Here is a 21,303-nt window from a genome sequence, read left to right on the forward strand (position 1 = left end):
CCGCGGCCGGTTCCCTCGTGGTCGGCGTGCTCCCCGGCCGTGGCATGGCGCACCAGGACGCTCACGCCTCCTCGGCGGTCAGCGGCACGGTGGCGGTGACCCGTTTGCCGTGGGGCAGCCAAGTCACCTCGAGGGCGCGGGAGAGCATCGCGACGAGGTGCAGCCCGTGCCCGCCGACCCGGCGTGGATCGGGAGGGCGCCGCAGGGGCGGGTCGGTGGAGGTGTCCGACACGGTGATCCGCAGGGCACGGGCGTCGGGCAGCACTTCCAGGCTCAGGCTGCACGGGCCGGGGGCGTGTTTGGCCACGTTGGTGATGAGTTCGCTGACGACGAGCCGGGCGTCCTGCACCGAGCGCCGCGGGGGCGCGGGTCTCACTCGCGCGAGCAGGGCGCCGACGGCGTCCCTGGCATCGCCGATGCCGGCCACGGCGTCGTCCCAGGTGCGACTGTGGCGCAGGGACGTGGGCCGGGCCTGCGTCCTCGTGTGTGTCCCGAGCGGGATGTCCATGCGTCGTTGCCCTTTTCGTGCGGCGCCAGGTGCCCTTCCTGTGCAGACGGGAAGGTCCCGTCCCTGCGACGGATACCCCCTGAACCGCCGGTCAAGGGGACGTACGCCGTGAATCCTCCGGTTGCCCACGAGGCCCTGGTCACCGTCGCGGAAGCCGGCGGTGATCCGCGCGGCCTCGTACCTGAACGCGGCCCCCGGAATTGCGGGCATCCCCCCGCCGGGAGCCCTGATTACTCACTCTTGGTTGAACAGTCCAGACTGATAAACCTATCGTTAGTAATCATGGACACGGTTGCACTCGCCGCCTCCCTGCGGCTGGCCATGGGCCGGATCGTCCGCCGACTGCGCCAGGCGCACGCGGTCGGCGACGTGACGCTGTCCGGGGTCTCGGTGCTGGCCTGGCTGGCCCGTACCGGTCCGGACTCGCCCGGCTCGCTCGCCGAACTCGAACGCGTCCGGCCGCAGGCGATGGCCAGCACCCTCGCGGGACTCGAACAACGCGGACTGGTGAGCCGTACCCCCGACACGGCCGACGGACGCCGGTCCATCGTCTCGATCACCGAGGAGGGACGGACCATGCTGGAGCAGCGCCGCTCCGAATCCGTGAGCCGCCTCGCCCACGCCCTGGACGAGTTCACCCCGCAGCAACGGCAGGCCCTGTACGACGTGCTGCCCCTGCTCGACCGGCTGGCGGAACGACTGTGACCGGCCCTGCGCCCGCCGCGGGCATACGCGGCCGCCTCCTCGCCCGTTCGGCCCGCCTCAGGGACACGCCCCCGGGCCCCGGCTACAAGTGGGTGGCTCTCTCCAACACCACCCTCGGTGTCCTGATCGCCACGATGGACGCCTCCATCGTGATCATCTCGCTGCCGGCCATCTTCCGCGGCATCGGCCTCGACCCACTCGCGGCCGGCAACATCGGCTACCTGCTGTGGATGATCCTCGGCTATCTGCTCGTCTCGGCCGTCCTGGTGGTCGTGCTCGGCCGGCTCGGTGACATGTTCGGCCGGGTCCGCATCTACAACCTGGGCTTCCTGGTCTTCGCCTGCGCCTCCGTCGCCCTGTCCCTCGACCCGTTCCGGGCCGGCGCGGGCGCGCTGTGGCTGATCCTGTGGCGGATCGTGCAGGCCTTCGGCGGCTCCATGCTCACCGCCAACTCGGCCGCCATCCTCACCGACGCCTTCCCGTCCCGGCAGCGCGGCATGGCCCTCGGCATCAACCAGATCACCGCGCTCGCCGGGCAGTTCCTCGGCCTGCTCGCCGGGGGTCTGCTCGCCGCCGTCGACTGGCGGGCGGTGTTCTGGGTGAGCGTCCCGGTCAGCATCACCGGCACCGTGTGGTCGTACCTGAGCCTGCGCGAGACCTCGGCCGGCGGCCGCGGCCGGATCGACTGGCTCGGCAACCTCACCTTCGCCTCCGGCGCGGGCATCCTCCTCGCCGGCATCACCTACGGCATCCAGCCCTACGGCGGCCACCCCACCGGCTGGACCAACCCCTGGGTGCTCTCGGGTCTGACCGGCGGCGTGTGCCTGCTGCTGGTGTTCTGCCTCGTGGAGACGCGCGTCGCGGAGCCCATGTTCCGGCTGTCGCTGTTCCGGGTGCGGGCGTTCGCCGCCGGCAACCTGGCCGCCCTGCTCACCGCGATCGCCCGCGGTGGACTGCAGTTCATGCTGATCATCTGGCTGCAGGGCATCTGGCTGCCGCTGCACGGCTACGACTTCGAGGACACCCCGCTGTGGGCGGGCATCTTCATGCTGCCGCTCACCCTCGGCTTCCTGGTCGCCGGGCCGCTCTCCGGCTATCTGTCCGACCGTTTCGGCGCCCGCCTCTTCTCCACCGCCGGACTGGTCGTCGTCGCCGGGTCCTTCCTCGGCCTGCTGGCCCTGCCGGTGAATTTCGACTACGGCGTCTTCGCGGCGTTGCTGCTGCTCAACGGCATCGGCCAGGGCATGTTCTCCTCGCCCAACACCTCCTCCATCATGGGCAGCGTGCCGGCCCGCCACCGGGGTGTGGCCTCCGGGATGCGCTCCACGTTCCAGAACTCCGGCACGGCCCTGTCCATCGGCGTCTTCTTCTCGCTGATGGTCTCCGGTCTCGCGAGCACCCTGCCGAAGACACTCGCCGGCGGACTCCAGGCGCACGGCGTGCCCGCCTCGACCGCGCACGAGGTGGCCTCGCTGCCGCCCGTCAGCACCCTGTTCGCGACCTTCCTCGGCAACAACCCGATCGGGCATCTGCTCGGCGACGGCGGCACCCTGGACCATCTCACCACCGCCCAAAGGACCACCCTGACCGGCCACACCTTCTTCCCGGAACTGGTCTCCGGGCCCTTCCACCACGGTCTGACCATCGTCTTCGGCGTGGCCGCGGGCATGGCCCTGGTCTCCGCGCTGGCCTCCGCCCTGCGCGGCGGCCACGAGCGCCCCGACGACGACACCCGGCACACGGGGGCGGACCACACGGCGAAGGCCCGGCCCGCGCGGACCTCGCCCTAGACGTCGTAGCAGGTGGAAATGGGGGCCGGACACGTCGAAGCTCCCCCAGCACTCTGCCGAACCGAGGGAGCGGACCATCGGCCTCGGGCCGCGGTCTTCCCCTCCAGTGTGCGCCGCCGGCACCGGTGCGGACCACCGTCACACGCCCCGGCCACGGCGCAGCCTCAACGCACCGGATGGGCTGCTTGCCATCGCCCAGGGCATGCTGATCGCCCGGTCCGGCCGACGCCTTCGCCCTGCTGCGCGCGGCCTCCCAGCGCAACAATGTGCCGCTGCGGGTGGTGGCCTTCGCGGTGGCGACCGCGCCGCCGCCGCTGAGAGCACAGCTGTGGTTCCCCGGTCACCGGCGCACCCCGCCGCCCGCCCTCGGACTGCCGCGGTCCGACCCGGTCAGGTGGATCTCGGCCGCATCGGTATCGCCCAGCGTCACCACCTGACAAGGTGCAGGAGGAGGTGCTTGTGCCGGAGGCCCACCACGGACTGGACGCCTCCTACCGCGACTGCCTCGCGCCGGCGTTCGGACCGCCCGCGGTGTGCGCGCGGGCGCGGGCCGTGGGCCGGCCGGTGACCGTGGCGGACGTGGCCGCGGACCCCGGTCCGGCCGCCCACCCGGTGGGCCGGCGGCGCTCACGGTGGGCCGCCGTGCGCTGCACGGCGTGCCGATGATGACGGACGGCGGCGACTGCAACGGGAGTGATCTCCCTGCACCGCGTCGAGCCCGGCGCATGGCTGCACCCCGGTCAGGAGGCCGATCCGGTCAGCCTGGCCCACGACCTGGCCGCATGGCGGTCCTGCTATCGGCGCACCGTGCTGCAGGACGCACTGGAACACCTGCACGCCCAGGCCTCCGGGGGCGGCTGAGCGGCCGGCGCGGGTCGGGTCAGGCCTCGCGGCGCCGCCGTACGAAGTGCCGTACGACGAAGGCGGCGATCAGTACGGCGGCGGTGACGAGGACGTAAACCTGGTACCGCGAGACCTCGTCGTAGACCGTTGTGATGTGGCTGCCCACGAGGTAGGCCACGGTCGTCCACAGGCCGACCCACAGGGCCGCGCCGAGCGCGTTGAAGGCCAGGAAGCGGCGCCAGTGCATGCCCGCGGTGCCGGCGATGATGCCGTTGGCCTGGCGCAGGCCCTCGATGAACCGGGCCACCGTCACGATCTTGCCGCCGTGCCGGCCGAAGAACTCCTCGGCCGCCTCGAACCGCTTGGGCGTCAGGAAGACGTACCGCCCCCACCGGTGTACGAAGGCCCGCCCGCCGAACCGGCCGATCGCGTAGCCGATGTTGTCCCCGACGACGGCCGCGACGAACGCGATCATCGCCACGGCCACGACGTTCAGCCGCCCCGCGCCGGCGTACACCCCCGCGGCCAGCAGGATCGTCTCGCCGGGCGCGGGCACTCCGAAGTCCTCCACCAGGACCACGGCCCCCACGGCCCAGTAGCCGTAGTGACCGAGCAGCGGCGCCAGATGCGCCAGCGGACCCGGAAGTGGAGGGGCGGCCATGCCTCCACGGTACGGGGCAGGGGGCGCGAACTATGAGGGGGAGCGGACGGAGCCCTCGTCGTCAGGCACGCCCTGGCACATATGGCACAGTTCGTGGTCCCCGTCGCGGGTGACGACGGTGCCCCAGCCGAGGCACACCTCGCAGTCGCGGGCGAGGCTCGTATCGGGGCGGGGAGGCAGGAGGGTGCTGCGGTGGGCTCCGTGTGCCATGGGGGTAGGGGCTCCTTGGAACGTCACGGGAGAGGACGAGGCGCTGTCGTCCGCGCTGACAACGCTGTCACTAGACATTCATTATGTCCGCTTTATTCCATATGTCTGTGACGCGTTTCACAAAGAGCATCTCCGGCGGGCCGCCCGGCCCCAGTCACCCCAGCTGCCCCAGCCGCGCCTCACGCCACAGGTCCACGCCGCCGTCCGTCGCGTACTTGTCGATCTCGGCCAGCTCCTCCGCGTCGAACCGGAGGTTCTCCAGCGCGGCGACGTTCTGCTCCAGCTGCTCGGTGCGGGAGGCCCCGATGACGAGCGAGGTCACGCGCTCGTCGCGCAGCGCCCAGGCCAGCGACATCTGCGCCAGAGTCTGGCCGCGTCGCGCCGCGATGTCGTTCAGCGCGCGCAGTCGCCGCAGCATGTCGTCCGTCAGCCACGAGGCGTCGAAGGACGTGCCGCGCGCCGCCCGCGAGTCCTGCGGCACGCCCTCCAGGTAGCGGCCGGTCAGCAGGCCCTGGGCGAGGGCCGTGAAGCCGATGACCCCGAAGCCCTCCTCCTCGGCCACGTCCAGCAGGCCGTCGGTCTCGATCCAGCGGTTGAGCATGTTGTACGACGGCTGGTGGATCAGCAGCGGGGTGCCCAGCTCCCGCAGGATCGCCGCCGCCTGCCGGGTGCGCTCGGCGTCGTAGGAGGAGATGCCGACGTACAGCGCCTTGCCCTGGCGTACGGCGGTGTCGAGCGCCCCCATCGTCTCCTCCAGCGGCGTGCTCGCGTCCAGCCGGTGGGAGTAGAAGATGTCCACGTAGTCCACGCCCATCCGGCGCAGCGACTGGTCCAGCGAGGCCAGCACGTACTTCCGGGAGCCGCCGCCCTGCCCGTAGGGGCCGGGCCACATGTCCCAGCCGGCCTTGGTGGAGATCACCAGCTCGTCCCGGTACGGCGCGAGGTCCCGCTTCAGCAGCCGGCCGAAGTTCAGCTCGGCCGCGCCGTACGGCGGGCCGTAGTTGTTGGCCAGGTCGTGGTGCGTGATGCCGAGGTCGAAGGCGCGCAGGGCGATCTCGCGCTGGGTCTCGAAGGGCCGGTCGTCGCCGAAGTTGTGCCAGTAGCCCAGGGACAGGACGGGCAGGTCCAGCCCGGAGCGGCCGGTGCGCCGGTAGCGCATGGTGCCGTCGTAGCGTGTGGGGTCCGCGACGTGGGTCATCGGGTCTTCTCCGGGTGGTGCCGTAGGGTCGCCCCTCCGTGTGCGGACGGGCCCGTCCACCCTGCCGCCCGGACGCCGCTCACGTCCAACCGGCGTACCGGATGGGATTGAGCGGTTCCGTTTCTGAATCGGCCATGGGGGCAGGCGGTGACCGGTGGGGTGACCGAAGGAGGCGCTCGTGAGCGGTGCCGGTGCCGAGGGGAAGCGGGAGGGCAGGGGCGGCGAGCGGACGCCACAGGCCGTGGCACGGCTGCCCCGCCAGGTCCGCGAGGAGCTGACCCGCAGGCTCCGCCGCAACCGACGGGCCTTCGACAAGGACGATGTGCAGGTCGTCGAGCGGCCGCTGCTCCGGCGCGCCGTGGGTGCCTCCGCGCTCGGGAACTGCATGGAGTGGTTCGACTTCGGTGTCTACAGCTACCTCGCCGCCACCATCGGCAAGGTGTTCTTCCCCGGCGCCTCCCCGGCCGCGCAGGTCATCTCCTCCTTCGCGACCTTCGCCGCCGCCTTCGTCGTACGGCCGCTCGGCGGCCTGTTCTTCGGACCGCTCGGCGACCGCGTCGGCCGGCAGAAGGTGCTCGCCACCACGATGATCATGATGGCGATCGGCACCTTCGCCATCGGTGTCATCCCCGGCTACCGCACGATCGGCATCGCCGCACCCGTGCTGCTCCTGCTGGCCCGTATGGTCCAGGGCTTCTCCACCGGCGGGGAGTACGGCGGCGCGACCACCTTCGTCGCCGAGTACTCGCCGGACCGCAGGCGCGGTTTCCTCGCCAGCTGGCTCGACTTCGGCACCTTCGTCGGCTACGCCCTCGGCTCGGCCCTGGTCACCGTGCTCAACCTGGCCCTGACGGACGGCCAGATGCTGTCCTGGGGCTGGCGCGTCCCGTTCCTGATCGCCGGACCGCTCGGCGTGATCGGCCTCTACATGCGGCTCAAGCTGGAGGAGTCCCCGGCCTTCCAGCAGCAGCTGGACGAACACGAGAAGGCCCTGGCACAGGAATCGGCGCGCAGCGAGTTCAAGGACATCATCCGCGCCCACTGGGGGGAACTGCTCGTCTGCGTCGGTCTGGTGCTGCTGTACAACGTCACCAACTACATGGTCACCGGGTATCTGCCGACCTATCAGACCGAGGTCCTCAACCGCTCCAGCGGCTCCGCGGACGTCCTGGTGCTCGTCGGCATGCTGTGGATCGTCGTGCTGATCACCTTCATCGGCCGGCTCAGCGACCACGTCGGCCGACGGCCGGTCTACGCCGTGGCCGCCGCCGCGATGATCGTGCTGGCCGTGCCCGCCTTCCTCCTGATCAAGGCGCACGGCACCTGGCCACCGGTCCTCGGTGTCCTGCTGCTGGCCACTCTGCTGGCCTGCTTCGCCGCACCGAGCGCGGCCACGCTGCCCGCCCTGTTCCCGACCGCCGTCCGGTACGCGGCGATGGGCATCGGCTTCAACTTCGCCGTCTCCGCGTTCGGCGGCACCACCCCGCTGGTGACCGCCGCGCTGGTCACGGCCACCGGCGACGACCTGATGCCGGCCTACTACCTGATGCTGGCCGGGGTCATCGGCCTGCTGACGGTGAAGTTCCTGCCCGAGACCGCCCAGGTGCCGCTCAAGGGTTCGCGGCCGATGGTCGGTTCGCGGGAGGAGCAGCGCGAACTGATCACCGTGTCACGGGAGTTGTACGGCTTCGTGCAACGGCGGGGCGGGGCGCGGCGCACCTGAGGCGTGCCCTCGGTCCACTCCTCGTTCGATCGTACGAACTTCTCGCGAGCCTGGTTACCGAGCTGGCCCGTGTTTGATAGGAAACTTTCCTACCAATGTTGGCCCACGGATGGCACGAACCGACTTCCCACCCCCCACTCCCACTTGGAGCCTGTGGTGAACGCACACCGCGAGACCGCAACGCCCGCCCACATATCCCGCCGGACCCTCGTCGCCCTGCTCGGCGCCGGCGTCGCCTCCGGAGCCCTGCTCGTGTCCCAGCGCGCGACCGCCGCCCCGGCGGCCGCAAGGGGCCTCGACGACCCGGCGAAGAAGGAGATCGCCATGGAACTGGTGTCGAGCGCGGAGAACTCCTCGCTCGACTGGAAGGCCCAGTACAAGTACATCGAGGACATCGGCGACGGCCGCGGCTACACCGCCGGCATCATCGGCTTCTGTTCCGGCACCGGCGACATGCTCGACCTCGTCCAGCTCTACGCCGACCGCAAGCCCGGCAACGTCCTCGCCAAGTACCTGCCCGCCCTGCGCAAGGTCAACGGCACCGACTCCCACGACGGCCTCGACCCCAACTATCCCAAGGACTGGCGCAAGGCCGCCCAGGACACCGTGTTCCAGCAGTGCCAGAACGACGAGCGCGACCGCGTCTACTTCAACCCCGCGGTCGCCCAGGGCAAGGCAGACGGCCTGCGCACCCTCGGCCAGTTCTGCTACTACGACGCCATCGTCATGCACGGCGACGGCGACGACCCGACCAGCTTCCGGAATATCCGCAAGCGTGCCCTGCGCAGTGCCAAGCCTCCGGCGCAGGGCGGCGACGAGACGACGTACCTCAACGCATTCCTCGACGCCCGGGTGTGGGCCATGAAGCAGGAGGAGGCGCACAGCGACACCACCCGCGTCGACACCGAGCAGCGCGTCTTCCTACGCAAGGGCAACCTCGACCTGAACACCCCGCTCGACTGGAAGGTGTACGGGGACAGTTACCACATCGGCTGACGCGGGGGTGTCACAAGGCGTGCGGCAGGCCGGCGGGCGTGGGCACCCGAGGCCCCGCGCCGAGCCCGGCGGCCTGCCGCACCGTGATGCGCTGGATCACGGCGATCACCAGGACACCGGCCAGCAGGCTGAGGACTTCCGACGCCACCAGCAGCGGGAGCGAGGTGCCCCCGCCCAGGTGCGCGCCCAGCAGGGACAGCGCCCCGTGCCCGACCCAGGCCGCCCACCACACGTTCACGAGAAGGTCGCTGCGGCCCGCGTCCGCGTCGGCGAGCGCGCTCGCGCGGTGTACGTCCTGCACGAGGCCGCGCGGCACCCAGAGGTTGAACACCGGGATCAGCCAGGCGAGCACCGCCCAGGCGGTGGAGCCGGGAACTTTGCCGGGGGAGATCAGTTCGGCGTTGCGCCGGCAGCGGGCGAACCAGAGGAGGAACAGCACGATCGTCGCCGTCATCACGTTTACAAAGATCATCGACACCCGCCCGAAATCGGAGGCCGTGGTCGTCGCCGGATGCAGCAGATGAGCACGGCCCGTCAGCGCTCGGACCAGTTCGCCGCCGGCCGCCGCTGCCACGGCGAACTGAGCGCAACGCGCGAGGAACCACGGCGCCTTGGCGGCGGAATCGGTCACGGTGGAAGACCTGTCTGTGAAAGGCGTCCTGCCCGGGCGGCAGCACGGCGCGAAGATCGGCGCACCGGATCATAAGGTGGGGCGCACTCGCGTGTCAGGGCCCTGACGAGGAAAGATGGGCGGTGAGCGATCGATCCGACGACGCGGAGGAACGGACTCATGCCGCACGAGCGAGCCGGCCGGCCGGCCGGTCCCGAGGACCTTGTCGATGTGGCCCGGCTGGTCACGGCGTACTACGCACTGCACCCGGACCCGGCCGACCCGGCGCAGCGGGTGGCGTTCGGCACCTCCGGGCACCGGGGTTCGTCCCTGGCGAGCGCCTTCAACGAGGACCACATCGCCGCCACCAGCCAGGCCATCTGCGAGTACCGCTCGGCCCAGGGCACCGACGGCCCCCTGTTCCTGGGCGCCGACACCCACGCCCTGTCCGAGCCCGCCAGGGCCACGGCGCTGGAGGTGTTCGCGGCCAACGGCGTCACCGTGCTCATCGACAGCGCCGACGGCTACACGCCCACCCCCGCCGTCTCGCACGCGATCCTCACCCACAACCGGGGCCGCACCTCCGGACTCGCCGACGGCGTGGTCGTCACCCCGTCCCACAACCCGCCCGCCGACGGCGGCTTCAAGTACAACCCGCCGAGCGGCGGCCCGGCGGCCTCCGACGCCACCTCCTGGATCCAGGACCGGGCCAACGAGATCATCACCGGCGGCCTGAAGGACGTACGCCGGGTGCCGTACGCGCGGGCGCTCGCCGCGGAGACGACCCGGCGGTACGACTTCCTCGGCGCCTATGTCGGCGATCTGCCGAGCGTGCTGGACCTCGACGCGATCCGCGCGGCCGGTGTGCGCATCGGCGCCGACCCGCTGGGCGGGGCCTCCGTCGCCTACTGGGGACGCATCGCCGAACAGCACGGCATCGACCTCACCGTGGTCAACCCGCACACCGATCCCACCTGGCGGTTCATGACGCTGGACTGGGACGGCCAGATCCGCATGGACTGCTCCTCGCCGTACGCGATGGCCTCCCTCATCGAGCAGCGCGACCGGTTCCGCATCGCCACCGGCAACGACGCCGACGCCGACCGGCACGGCATCGTCACCCCGGACGCGGGCCTGATGAACCCCAACCACTACCTCGCGGTCGCCATCTCCTACCTCTACCGCCACCGCGACCGGTGGCCCGCCCGTGCCGGCATCGGAAAGACACTGGTCTCCTCCACGATGATCGACCGGGTCGCCGCCGACCTCGGCCGCCAACTGGTCGAGGTGCCGGTCGGGTTCAAGTGGTTCGTGGACGGACTGGTCGGCGGCGCCATCGGGTTCGGCGGCGAGGAGTCGGCCGGCGCCTCCTTCCTGCGTCGCGACGGCTCCGTGTGGACCACCGACAAGGACGGCATCATCCTGGCCCTGCTCGCCTCCGAGATCACGGCCGTCACGGACCGGACCCCGTCGGAGCACTACGCCGACCTGACGGCCCGCTTCGGGGAACCCGCCTACGCCCGCATCGACGCGCCCGCGACCCGCGAACAGAAGGCGCTGCTCGGCAAGTTGTCCCCCGCCCAGGTCACCGCCGACGCCCTCGCCGGAGAGGCCGTCACGGGCGTCCTGACCGAGGCGCCCGGCAACGGCGCCGCGATCGGCGGCATCAAGGTCACCACGGAGAACGCCTGGTTCGCGGCCCGCCCTTCGGGAACAGAGGACGTCTACAAGGTCTATGCCGAGTCCTTCCTCGGCCCCGACCACCTCGCCCGGGTGCAGGAGGAGGCCCAGGCCGTGGTGCTGGGCGCGCTCGGCGGCTGAGGGAGCCGCGGGCGGCCTCCATGGTGGGGCCGGGCCGACCCGGTGCGCCTGCGGGACCGACGGCAGGTGGTGAGGGACGAGCGCTGAGGACGGCGGCGCGTGGTGAGGAGAGCGGGGCGCGGGGTGCTGACGTGGCGGTATGCGGCGGCCCACGGTCGCTGCGGCCCGGTCCGGCCTTGACGTGGGCGCCGGCTCGGGCCGCAGGGTCCGGGCGTCACTGGGAGCCGGTGCGTCTGGGGGCTGTGCCGGTCGGGGGTTCGCCGCGGCCGGCCAGGGTGTGCGCCCCCGGCGACGGGGTCCGGGCCGGCCGTAGGTCGGGCCTCGGGGTCCCCTTGCCAGAAAGGCCGGCCCGGCCAGGGGTGTCATCACCTGGCCGGGGTGCCGCTCCGGCCGCGGAGTCCGGGCCGGCCGGATCAGTCGCGGCCGCGTCCCGACTCCAGCCTGTCCAGCACCGCCTGCGCCATGGCTTCCTCCCCCTTGGCGTTGGGGTGCGCCGGAGCGGCCGGCGCGGCCGGCTGGAGGGGCTCGATCCAGCGGTCCGCGGGCGCCTTGCACATGTCGTGGCCGACCGTTGGGCCGTAGGTGTCCACGTACTCGGCCCGGTTGACTCCGGCCACCAGGCGCAGCATCAGGTTCAGCCGCTTCTCGGTGTCCCGGAGATAGGGGAAGTCCTTCTGCGCGAACGGCACCTGCGGGAAGCAGCCGCTGCCGTCGTCCGGCAGCAGGTCCGGATAGCCGACGACGACCACGCGCGCGTGCGGTGCCCTCGCGTGCACCGCCCGCAGCACCCGGTCGACCTTCGGAGCGGTCTGTGCGATCGCCAGGGCGAGCTGGTCGTAGCCGGAGGCCTGGTACGAACGTTCGCAGGGGTTGCCGGTCGGGTCCTGGGCGGCCAGGTGGGCGCAGGTGTTGATGATCGGCCCGAACCCGACGTCGTTGCCGCCGATCTGTACCGTCACCAGGTCCGTGTCCCGTCGCACGGCGTCGAGCTGGGGTGCGTTGGTGCCCTGCGCCTGCCACATCTCGGCGGTCGTCGCTCCGGCACAGCTGACGTCCTCGAAGGTGTTCACCTGCCGCCGGTCGGCCACCAGGGAGGGGTAATTCTGGTCGGAGCGGGCGCAGTTGGCGTCCACCTGCTGCGGGATGCCGGGGCCCGAGGTGTAGGAGTCGCCGAGGGCGACGTAGTCGATGCCGTGGCCGTGTTCCGCGGAGTGCGCGGAAGCCGGTGCCGTGGCGGCCGCGACCAGGACGCAACCGCCCAGCGCCGCCCCCAGTACGGCGGCTCCCCGCCGGCCTCTCGCTCCGCTCGCCGCACCTGTGTCGTTCGTCATGGGTCCTCCCCCTGAGGCCGTTTCATCGCACGGTGCCGGCTCGGAGAGCGGTCCTCGCGCGTTGGACTGGGTCTGTATACCGTCCGGTAGGTCTCGCGGACCAGAAGCGGGAAGCAATGAGTTCAGGCGCGTGGCCCGGCAGGTGTGCCGGCCGCCCGAGACTCCATCGGGTGGCTGCAGGCGATGGCACCCCGCCGAGTGGCGTAGTGGAACGTCACAGCGGATGCGCAGGTCGTGGGCCGGGTTCGAGCAGTGGGCCGGTTGCGAAGGCCTGATGATACGTCAGCTGGCCTTCTTCGGCACCGCGGCCATCGTCCCCAGCTGATGGCGGGTCAAGCCCGCCGTGACGCCGGGGCGGCCGGGTGGGTGCGTGCGCAACCTGCGCGTTCGCCGGGAGGCCCAAGGGTGCCGACTGCCGAGTGCCGGGCGCTACACCATCCGGTGACTTCTGGGCCGCGTCACCGTAATTCGCGGCCGGGATTTCCTGATCATTCCACTAACGAGCCATCAGAACTGACCCGACGTCATCAAACTCTGACCCAAGTCGAGGAGAGTGGAGAGAATGACGACATCGCCGCTACGGCGATCCGTTCTTGCGTCAGCTGCCACCATCGCCGCGCTCACCGCGGGTGCGCTGGCGATCCCGGGCGCCGCCTATGCGCAGGAGCACAGCACCCCGCAACCGCCGTACCCGAAGGGACCCGCCTACCCGCTTCATCCCGAGAGACCGGCGTCTCCGGTGAAGTCGGCCTACCCGATGCATCCCGAGAAGCCGGCGCATCCGGTGACGCCCGCTTTTCCGGAGAAGCCCGTGCGGCCGGCCCACCCGGAGAAGCCGGTCTATCCAGTGAAGCCGGTGCGGCCTGAGTATCCGGAACGGCCGGTGAAGCCGGTGTATCCGGAGAGGCCTGTGCGGCCGGTGAAGCCTGTGTATCCGGAGAAGCCGGTCTATCCGGAGAAGCCGGTCTATCCGGTGAAGCCGGTGCGGCCTGAGTATCCGGAACGGCCGGTGAAGCCGGTGTATCCGGAGAGGCCTGTGCGGCCGGTGAAGCCGGTCTATCCGGAGAAGCCCGTGCAGCCGGCCCACCCGGTGAAGCCGGTCTATCCCGAGAAGCCTGTGCGACCGGTGTACCCGGTGAAGCCGGTCTATCCCGAGAAGCCTGTGCGACCGGTGTATCCGGAGAAGCCGGTCTATCCGGTGAAGCCGGTGCGGCCTGAGTATCCGCAGCGGCCGGTGAAGCCGGTGTATCCGGAGAAGCCGGTGAAGCCTGCGTACCCGGTAAAGCCGGTCAAGCCGGTGTATCCGGAGAAGCCTGTGTATCCGGTGAAGCCGGTGCGGCCTGAGTATCCGCAGCGGCCGGTGAAGCCGGTGTATCCGGAGAAGCCTGTGTATCCGGTGAAGCCTGCGTACCCGGTGAAGCCGGTCAAGCCGGTGTATCCGGAGAAGCCGGTCTATCCGGTGAAGCCGGTGCGGCCTGAGTATCCGCAGCGGCCGGTGAAGCCTGTGTATCCCGAGAAGCCCGTGCACCCGGTGAAGCCGGAGTACCCGGTGAAGCCGGCGAGGCCCGCCTACCCGGAGCACCCGGTGAAACCCGGCTACCCCGTGCACCCGGTGAGGCCCGCCTTCCCGGAGCACCCGGTGAAGCCGACCTACCCGGAGCACCCGGTGAGGCCCGCCTTCCCGGAGCACCCGGTGAAGCCGACCTACCCGGAGCACCCGGTGAGGCCCGCCTTCCCGGAGCACCCGGCGAAGCCGACCTACCCGGAGCACCCGTCGAAGCCGGCGGAGCCGCATCACGCGCACAAGGGGTCGGACCACGAGCCCGACTCGCACGAGGATTGAGCAGGTGACGAAGGTCAGCTGAGGGAAATCGGGACAACTCGCATGGGACCGCTGGGCCGCCCGCAGTGGGCGGCCCAGCGGTGCGCGTGGCGGAGCTTCGTCGCCGCGGTCGCGTGTCCACAGGGGCAGAGCCCTCAGTGATCACACCCCGAGTTCCTCCAAGTGCCCCATGCCGCCGAGCCGTTCAGGAAGTCATGGGCACCCACGACCTCGTCGGCGTACGAGGCGTCGCACACTCCGCGCGGTCGTCGTAGCAGTTGCGGGAGGCGCAGCCCATCGAGAACCCCGGCGCCTGACATCGGCTGATCGCGGGGGCCACCTGCGGCCACGCGCGCCGGCCTCAACCCCCGGCGCCCCCGGCGAGCGGGCCCGGTACCGCTGCGCGGAAGGATGACCGCCCAACCGTCCGGTACTTGGCGGTGGTTGGCTCCCAGGGTCGGCCGGGGAGGGTCGATGACCTGCGTGAACGGTGTGAGAGGCTGCGATGGTCAGCACATCCGCGCAACGGAGGAGCACCGCGGCATGGCCATCATCCACCACACCACGCTCAAGCCCACGAAGATCGAGCTGCTCACCGACTGGCTGCCCTCGCGCCCCTGGTACCGCGGTGGCCCGGACGCCCCGGTGCTGACCAAGTCCGGCGGCTTCCGGCTGGACGACCCGGAGGGCGAGGTCGGCATCGAGTTCATGGTGGCCACCGACACCTCCACCCCCGATCCGACCGCCTATCTCGTCCCGTTGACCTATCGCGGCGCGCCGCTGGAGGGGGCGGAGTGCGGGCTGGTGGGCACGTTGGAGCACGGAGTGCTGGGCAAGCGCTGGGTGTACGACGGCTGCCACGACCCGGTGCTGGTCACCGAGTTGCTGTCGCTGATCGAGGGGCGGGCCCAGGCACAGGCCCAGAGCATCGACGGCGCCCCCGACCCCGAGGTGATCCGCTCCTGCACCGCCGCCCCCTTCACCCTGGACGGCTTCGCCCCCGAGCCGGCCGACCACCGGGAGGGGACCCGTATCCCCGTGCCGCACGGCACGATCCTCCATGTCCACCGGGTCCTGGACCCCGTCCCGGCGAACCCGCCGTGCCCCGAGGGGGCGGTCGGCCATGTGGCGCGCGGCTGGCGGGACCCACAGGGCACCGCGCGGGCGGCGGTCTTCGTGACGGTACGCACCGACTGACCGGCGCCTGGCGCACAAGGCGTCGCGTCGAAGCAGCGGCCGGCTTCTGGCATGGCCCGGTCAAATCTGGCACTCTCTCGAAAGTCCGGCATCCAGCGCTCCGACCCCATGAGGGCGCGGCGCACCTCTGGGTGCAGCGATCGCGCAAGCCCCGTCAGCGGCCGCCCCGGCGTACCCCAGCCGTGCCGGTGGCCATCGAGCAGGCCGGGAATCCCGGCCGCCGCAAAAGGAGTAGCGTGTGAGACCGACCCCCCACATGGTCCTCGGCGCCGGTGCGCTCACCGTCGCCGTGGTGGCCGCCCTGGTGCTCCCCGGTACGCCCGCCGCGGCCCGGCCGGCCGCAGCACCCGCCGCCTGTACTCCGGCACAGGCCGTCGCCAACGGCGGCTTCGAGAGCGGGACATCGCCCTGGTCGGCGTCCTCCTCCACCGTCATCACCAGCCGCCCGGGTGAGACCGCCCACGGCGGAAGCTCCTACGCCTGGCTGGACGGAGTCGGCAGCACCCATACCGACACCCTCAGCCAGAGCGTCTCCGTCCCGGCAGGCTGCGACGCGGCCACCCTCACCTTCTGGCTGCACACGGACACCGACGAGACGACCTCCTCCGTCGCGTACGACAAGCTCACGGCCAGGATCGGCAGCACGACGCTGGCCACCTACTCGAACCTCGACGCGCACACCGGGTACGTCCAGAAGTCGATCGACGTGTCGGCGTACGCCGGGCAGACCGTCACTCTCTCCTTCACCGGGACGGAGGACTCCAGCCTCCGGACCAGCTTCGTCCTCGACGACATCGCGCTCGACACCTCCGGCGGCACCGCGCCACCGCCGGGCGACTCCACGCGCACCCCGGCCTCGCCCACGTACACCGTGAACCTCGGCAGCGACACGAGCGGCACCGTCTGGACCGGGCACGAGAGCGTGACCTTCACCAACGCCTCCGCCACCGCCCTGAACGAGGTCTACCTGCGGCTGTGGGACAACTACCACGGCACCTGCGACGCGATGCCGATCCGGGTCACCGGCGTCACCGGTGGTACGGCCGAGACGCCCACCGTGGCCTGCACCGCGCTCAAGATCGATCTGCCGGCCCCGCTCGCCCAGGGCCACAGCGCCACCATCGGCTTCGACCTGGGCATCACCGTGCCCAGCGGCGCCGACCGGTTCGGCCACGACGGCGCCTACAGCTTCATCGGCAACGCCCTGCCCGTCCTCGCGGTCCGCGACGGCGCCGGCTGGCACCTCGACCCGTACACCGACAACGGCGAGTCGTTCTACTCCCTGGCCGCCGACTTCAAGGTGACCCTCGACCACCCCAGCAGCCTGCTGGTCCCGGCCACCGGCACCTCCACCGACACGCCCGGCTCCAGCGGCCGTACGGTGACGACCGCGACGGCGTCGAAGGTCCGTGACTTCGCCTGGGCCGCCGGGCCCTTCACCAGGATCTCCGGCACCTCGCCGGCCGGCGTCGCGGTGAACGTCTACTCCGTCTCCGGCATCAGCTCCTCCAGCGCCCAGTCCATGCTCAGCACCGCCAAGAGCGCCGTGGACGCCCACGCGGCCCGCTTCGGCGCCTATCCCTACGGCGAGCTGGACACCGTGCTCGACGACAACTACTGGTTCGGCGGCATGGAGTACCCGGGGTTCGTCCTGGACGTGGTCAGCTCCACCGCCCTCACCCATGAGATCGGCCACCAGTGGTGGTACGGCATCGTCGGCGACGACGAGTACAACAACCCCTGGCTGGACGAGGCGTTCACCGACTACGCCACCGACCTCGCCCTCGGCAGGACCGGCACAGGCTGCTGGAACAGCGTCTCCTGGGCCTCCAGTACCGAGAAGATCACCAACTCCATGGCCTACTGGGACGCGCACTCCTCCCGCTACTCCGCCGTCGTCTACGGCTACGGCAAATGCGCCCTGCACGACCTGCGCCGTGTCCTCGGTGACACCGCCATGACCGAGCTGCTGAAGGACTACGCGACCGCCCACTGGTACGGCGTGTCGACGACGGCCGAGTTCAAGGCCGCCGCCCAGGCCGCCACGAGCACCGACCTCACCTCCTTCTGGACCCAACACCGCATCGACGGCTGACCGGAACACACCCACACGGCTGAATATCCGGCCGCGGATGGCTTCCTGAGGCGGAGTCCGGAGTGCGATACGACCCGACCACCGGTCAGATGGATTCCGTGCCAAGTCATACAGTCCCTTTCCGCGGCCGGTCCCACCGGTGCCTCACCGGCGCCCTGACCGCCCTTGTCCTGTTCCTGCCCAGCACCCCGGCCACGGCCGAACCCGCCAGGGACGCACCCGTGCGCGGCGGTGCCTACATGGGCATCGGCGTCCTCGCCCACGACGGAGACACCGGCGCCCGGCCGCCCACGGGCCGCGCCTCGCAGCCCGAGGGCGTCGACGTCGCAAGCCACCAGCTCGGCGTCGACTGGCCGACCCTGTGGAAGGCCGGCACACACTGGGCGTACACGAAGGCCACCGAGGGGACGTACTACACCAACCCCTACTTCACCCAGCAGTACAACGGCGCGTACAACGCGGGCATGATCCGCGGCGCGTACCACTTCGCCACCCCGGACACGGCGGGTGGCGCCACTCAGGCCAACTACTTCCTGTCGCACGGCGGCGGCTGGTCCAAGGACGGCAAGACCCTGCCCGGTGCGCTCGACATCGAGTGGAACCCGTACGGCGACGCCTGCTACGGCAAGTCCAAGAGCGACATGGTGGGCTGGATCCGCGACTTCCTGAACCGCTACAGGTCGCGCACCGGCAGGGACGCCGTCATCTACACGGCGACCAGCTGGTGGACCCAGTGCACCGGCAACTACGCCGGCTTCGCGGCGAGCAACCCGCTGTGGATCGCCCGCTATGCCTCGGACCCGGGGACGCTCCCGGGCGGCTGGTCGTACCACACGATGTGGCAGTACACCTCCTCCGGCAAGACCGTCGGGGACCACGACCGCTTCAACGGCGCCCTGGACCGGCTGAAGGTCTTCGCGACCGGCTGACCACGCGCCGGGCCGCCGCGCCGGCACGCGTCCGGTCCCTGCCGCCCGGGCGGGCCCGCCGCCGTGCCACGGCCGTTCACCTCGCCGGCAGGCCCTCCGCGTAGTCGGTGAGGGTGCGACGTGCTGTCCACCCCTGGGACCGGGCCCTGGAAACGTCCAGGACGACCGAGCCGGCCGGCTGGTCGACCGCGTAGGGGTGTGGTCCGGCTCGGTGGCCGGGCGCAGCCGGGCCGGCAGCTGGGCGGTGCTCGACGTGGTGGGGGCGACCGCCGCAGGAAGGCAACGGATCCGCGCCCGTACGCCATGGCCCCGGAGGACGGCCCGTATCGCCCGGTCCCGGTCGTAGGGCGCCGGGTCGGCGATGTTGTAGGCGCCGGCCGGCCAGTCGGCGGCGAGGCACGCCTCGGTGAGGTTCTCCACGTCCGGCAGGCTGAGCCGGACACTCGGTCCGGGCAGCAGGAGCGGGCCGGCCTCCTGGTGTGCGGGCACCACCACCCACAGGGCACTCCTGCCATCTCCCACACCGTCGTCATGATGCTCACGCCACCGCCCAGGCCCACGAACAGCGCCCGGTCGCCGGGGAGCAGCCGCTCGTGGACACGGTCGAGCTGTACGCCGAGCGTGGCGCCGGCCATGTTGCCGAGCTCGGGAACCGCCACGACGAGCCGGTCCCGTGGCACACCGGTGACCCCGGTCCAGCACCGACGTGCCGACCTTCTCGGACACCTCGCCGACGGGCCGGTGCTCGGAGTCGGCCATGTCCCGCGTGGCGGAGGCGAACACCAGCAGGTCCACGTCGTTCGGGCCCGGCCCGGGCCGGAGTGGTCCGGGCCGCCCGCACCGCGAGCGTCGAGGCGTACTCGCCCTCCGGCACCGCCCGGCGCGAGACGATCCCGGTGGCCCGTCCCAGCATCCGCGCCGGCAACTGCAGTCCGGAGGCCGTGCGGATCCGTTCCCGCAAGTGCTGGGACGTCACCTCGCGTTCCGGCAGACGCCACCGATGTGATGCCCACCCCTGCACACGCGTCGCACCGGGATGGGTAAACGGCCGCTGTGGCAATCCCCTTCGGCCCGGACCCGACGGCGCGCTTCGCTCTAGTGGCCGGGCGCGAAGAGCATGCGGAGGGCCAGTGCCGTCATCACGGTGCTGGACGCGAGGGCCGTGAGGAGGCGCCCCCGGCTGCCGGTCAGGAGTCGGCCGAGCAAGGCGCCGCCGCCGGCCAGGAGGAGTTGCCAACTGGCCGATGCCGTGAAGGCGGCCAGGACGAACACGGCCCGTTCGAGGTGGTCCGGCACGGCCGAGGTCTGGCTGCCCAGCACCAGGGCCGCGAAGTAGATCACGGTGAGGGGGTTCATCATCGTGACGCCCCACAGACCCAGGAAGGCCCGGGCAGGGCGCAGGGGCGTCTCGTCGGTCCGGGAGGTCGCCCGGGGCGTGCGGTAGTGGGTGATCGCCGTGGCCGCGCCGCGGACCGCCAGGACGACGAGTACCGCGCCGGCGACCCAGCGCAGGGGGTGCACGATCGGCTCCACGGCGTGCGTCAGCGCGGAGCCTCCGAGCACGGCGATCAGCGCGTAGAGGCCGTCCGCCGTCGCCACCCCCAGCGCGGCGCACGCGCCGATCCGCAACGAGGTCCGAGCGGTCAGGGCCACCAGATACGTCCCGACGGCCCCCACGGGCACGGCGATGCCGTAGCCCGCGAGAAGCCCCGCGACCAGCGCCGCGGTCATGCGTGTACGGGTGTAGGCCTCCGCCGTGGGCCGCACTGCTGTCGGCCACGCACCGATCGGTCGGCGGTGGTCGTCGGCAGGAAGGCGGTCAGCGAGGTCATGGCCTGATCGTGACGGCAGTGCGGCTGCCCGGACAACTTCTTTTCGGCGGCGCCATCCGCACGTGACGACCCGAGGGGCCGGCCGCAACCGCTCGCTTCAGGCGCAGCTCGCGGTGGCCGACGCGGTGTCGCAGGGTGTGCTGCTCTCGGTCGGCCTGTCGTCGTGAGCTTGGGCCTGGGGCAGGGGGCCGGCCGAGACCACGCCACGAACGCGAAGGCGGCGACCCCTGTGGCGGCGATCAGCCGGAGACGAACCAGAGCCCGAAGGCGACCACCAGTGCTGTCGGTTCGAGGAGCACCGGACCGCACCCGGCTCCGGCTCCGGCATCGGTGTCGGCGCGGTTGCACTGCCGAGGGCTGTCGATGGCGTCCAACGCCGGTGGGCCAAACGGAGGTTCAGGGCAGACCGCGATGCGGCCGGCGTCGAGGTGACGTCGCCGCCCGGGCGGCGGGGAGCGTCTGCCACGCCGACGGTGACCTTGCAGGTACCGCGCGGTGCCCGTGCCGTCCGCCCTCACGCGGTGGCTCAGCGCACGCCGCGAATGGGCAGGATGGCGAGCGCGCCGAGCAGCGACAGCGCGCCGCGAACAGGAACAGCGGGGTGTAGCCGCCGAGCCTGGGCATTTCACCATGGTCGGTGCTGCCAGGGGAGATCCGCTCCCTGCTGACGTCCGTCCCCTTTGCGGCGTGGGAGCCGGTCGGCCGGGGCGCTTCGGCACGTCAGGCCTTCACCCGGTCCGGCCCGCCCGCCCCGCGCACCGCGCCCCGGCCGGGCTGGGCCAAGCCACCGCTCGCCGTGCTCGGCTCCTCCTGGCTGGGCATCGGCGCCGGACTGCTCGTACGACTGGGCTTCTGGGCCGCCGGCAGCCCGGCCACCATGGCGATCAGGGCGAGCGGACGGCTGCTGCTCAGGAGGAACGCTGCTGCTCAGGGGAACGAGGGGCGAACGGTGCCGGTGGTGACGCCGGGCCGGGTGAGGCGATGCGGAGCGCCGGCTGAACGCGGGTGCGCGTCGTCGCCGTCGTAGGCTCA

General features: G+C 71.4%; 19 protein-coding genes and 1 pseudogene. 12 read left to right on the plus strand and 8 right to left on the minus strand.

Features of this window, described 5'->3' with window-relative positions; all coding sequences use genetic code 11:
* Nucleotides 1-61 precede the first annotated feature (61 nt).
* Complete coding sequence (locus SRB17_RS22090; protein WP_153541467.1) at nucleotides 62-508, minus strand: ATP-binding protein; 447 nt, start codon at nucleotides 506-508, stop codon at nucleotides 62-64.
* A 282-nt stretch (nucleotides 509-790) separates the two neighbouring features.
* Here SRB17_RS22090 and SRB17_RS22095 point away from each other — a divergent pair, with 282 nt between their 5' ends.
* The 4 genes from SRB17_RS22095 to SRB17_RS22110 all read left to right on the plus strand — a co-directional run bounded on the left by SRB17_RS22095 (nucleotide 791) and on the right by SRB17_RS22110 (nucleotide 3,864).
* Nucleotides 791-1,213: a MarR family winged helix-turn-helix transcriptional regulator gene (locus tag SRB17_RS22095; RefSeq protein ID WP_153541469.1), complete on the plus strand. Its 423-nt coding sequence runs from the start codon at nucleotides 791-793 to the stop codon at nucleotides 1,211-1,213.
* Nucleotides 1,214-1,347: 134 nt separating this feature from the next.
* On the plus strand, nucleotides 1,348-3,003 hold the full coding sequence (locus SRB17_RS22100) for an MFS transporter (protein WP_153542343.1): 1,656 nt from the start codon (nucleotides 1,348-1,350) through the stop codon (nucleotides 3,001-3,003).
* Between the two features lie 459 nt (nucleotides 3,004-3,462).
* Nucleotides 3,463-3,669 carry a hypothetical protein gene (locus SRB17_RS22105; RefSeq protein ID WP_153541471.1) on the plus strand — a complete coding sequence of 69 codons (207 nt, stop codon included), beginning with the start codon at nucleotides 3,463-3,465 and terminating at the stop codon, nucleotides 3,667-3,669.
* A 27-nt stretch (nucleotides 3,670-3,696) separates the two neighbouring features.
* Complete coding sequence (locus SRB17_RS22110; RefSeq protein WP_153541473.1) at nucleotides 3,697-3,864, plus strand: hypothetical protein; 168 nt, start codon at nucleotides 3,697-3,699, stop codon at nucleotides 3,862-3,864.
* A gap of 19 nt (nucleotides 3,865-3,883) precedes the next feature.
* On the opposite strand, the gene SRB17_RS22115 is transcribed toward SRB17_RS22110, so the two are convergent.
* The 3 genes from SRB17_RS22115 to mgrA form a co-directional block, all read right to left on the minus strand.
* Entirely contained in the window at nucleotides 3,884-4,507 is a 624-nt protein-coding gene (locus SRB17_RS22115) for a DedA family protein (protein ID WP_153541475.1), read from the minus strand.
* A 30-nt stretch (nucleotides 4,508-4,537) separates the two neighbouring features.
* The gene (locus tag SRB17_RS22120) at nucleotides 4,538-4,717 is read right to left on the minus strand and encodes a hypothetical protein (RefSeq protein WP_153541477.1); all 180 of its coding nucleotides are present in this window, start codon (nucleotides 4,715-4,717) and stop codon (nucleotides 4,538-4,540) included.
* A gap of 154 nt (nucleotides 4,718-4,871) precedes the next feature.
* The gene (gene mgrA, locus SRB17_RS22125) at nucleotides 4,872-5,915 is read right to left on the minus strand and encodes an L-glyceraldehyde 3-phosphate reductase (RefSeq protein ID WP_153541479.1); all 1,044 of its coding nucleotides are present in this window, start codon (nucleotides 5,913-5,915) and stop codon (nucleotides 4,872-4,874) included.
* A 178-nt stretch (nucleotides 5,916-6,093) separates the two neighbouring features.
* Between mgrA and SRB17_RS22130 the strand changes: the two genes are divergently transcribed.
* Nucleotides 6,094-7,638, plus strand: coding sequence for an MFS transporter (locus SRB17_RS22130; RefSeq protein ID WP_416237075.1), 1,545 nt, complete (start codon nucleotides 6,094-6,096; stop codon nucleotides 7,636-7,638).
* A 153-nt stretch (nucleotides 7,639-7,791) separates the two neighbouring features.
* The gene (locus tag SRB17_RS22135) at nucleotides 7,792-8,634 is read left to right on the plus strand and encodes a chitosanase (protein ID WP_323376085.1); all 843 of its coding nucleotides are present in this window, start codon (nucleotides 7,792-7,794) and stop codon (nucleotides 8,632-8,634) included.
* 10 nt (nucleotides 8,635-8,644) lie between these two features.
* On the opposite strand, the gene SRB17_RS22140 is transcribed toward SRB17_RS22135, so the two are convergent.
* Complete coding sequence (locus tag SRB17_RS22140; protein WP_153541483.1) at nucleotides 8,645-9,265, minus strand: DUF4328 domain-containing protein; 621 nt, start codon at nucleotides 9,263-9,265, stop codon at nucleotides 8,645-8,647.
* Between the two features lie 159 nt (nucleotides 9,266-9,424).
* On the opposite strand from SRB17_RS22140, the gene pgm reads away from it, so the two are divergent.
* A complete protein-coding gene (gene pgm, locus SRB17_RS22145; RefSeq protein ID WP_153541486.1) occupies nucleotides 9,425-11,065 on the plus strand; it encodes a phosphoglucomutase (alpha-D-glucose-1,6-bisphosphate-dependent) in 1,641 nt (546 codons plus the stop codon).
* A 413-nt stretch (nucleotides 11,066-11,478) separates the two neighbouring features.
* Here pgm and SRB17_RS22150 read toward each other — a convergent pair whose 3' ends face one another.
* Nucleotides 11,479-12,396, minus strand: coding sequence for an SGNH/GDSL hydrolase family protein (locus SRB17_RS22150; RefSeq protein WP_153541488.1), 918 nt, complete (start codon nucleotides 12,394-12,396; stop codon nucleotides 11,479-11,481).
* A gap of 562 nt (nucleotides 12,397-12,958) precedes the next feature.
* Here SRB17_RS22150 and SRB17_RS46475 point away from each other — a divergent pair.
* From SRB17_RS46475 to SRB17_RS22175, 4 genes are all read left to right on the plus strand, one after another.
* Entirely contained in the window at nucleotides 12,959-14,239 is a 1,281-nt protein-coding gene (locus tag SRB17_RS46475; protein WP_228396197.1) for a hypothetical protein, read from the plus strand.
* A 522-nt stretch (nucleotides 14,240-14,761) separates the two neighbouring features.
* The gene (locus tag SRB17_RS22165; RefSeq protein ID WP_153541494.1) at nucleotides 14,762-15,415 is read left to right on the plus strand and encodes a maltokinase N-terminal cap-like domain-containing protein; all 654 of its coding nucleotides are present in this window, start codon (nucleotides 14,762-14,764) and stop codon (nucleotides 15,413-15,415) included.
* 238 nt (nucleotides 15,416-15,653) lie between these two features.
* Nucleotides 15,654-17,510, plus strand: a complete 1,857-nt coding sequence (locus SRB17_RS22170; RefSeq protein WP_323376086.1) for a M1 family aminopeptidase — start codon at nucleotides 15,654-15,656, stop codon at nucleotides 17,508-17,510.
* 89 nt (nucleotides 17,511-17,599) lie between these two features.
* Complete coding sequence (locus tag SRB17_RS22175; protein WP_153542346.1) at nucleotides 17,600-18,439, plus strand: lysozyme; 840 nt, start codon at nucleotides 17,600-17,602, stop codon at nucleotides 18,437-18,439.
* A gap of 575 nt (nucleotides 18,440-19,014) precedes the next feature.
* Here SRB17_RS22175 and SRB17_RS47625 read toward each other — a convergent pair.
* Both SRB17_RS47625 and SRB17_RS22185 read right to left on the minus strand, forming a co-directional pair.
* Nucleotides 19,015-19,074: pseudogene (locus SRB17_RS47625) on the minus strand (hypothetical protein); the annotation flags it as partial.
* Between the two features lie 460 nt (nucleotides 19,075-19,534).
* Complete coding sequence (locus SRB17_RS22185; RefSeq protein WP_153541496.1) at nucleotides 19,535-20,170, minus strand: LysE family transporter; 636 nt, start codon at nucleotides 20,168-20,170, stop codon at nucleotides 19,535-19,537.
* A gap of 738 nt (nucleotides 20,171-20,908) precedes the next feature.
* On the opposite strand from SRB17_RS22185, the gene SRB17_RS22190 reads away from it, so the two are divergent.
* On the plus strand, nucleotides 20,909-21,298 hold the full coding sequence (locus SRB17_RS22190) for a hypothetical protein (protein WP_153541499.1): 390 nt from the start codon (nucleotides 20,909-20,911) through the stop codon (nucleotides 21,296-21,298).
* Nucleotides 21,299-21,303: the final 5 nt, after the last annotated feature.

Origin of the sequence: Streptomyces sp. RB17 (assembly GCF_009604455.1) — a bacterium.
GTDB lineage: Bacteria > Actinomycetota > Actinomycetes > Streptomycetales > Streptomycetaceae > Streptomyces.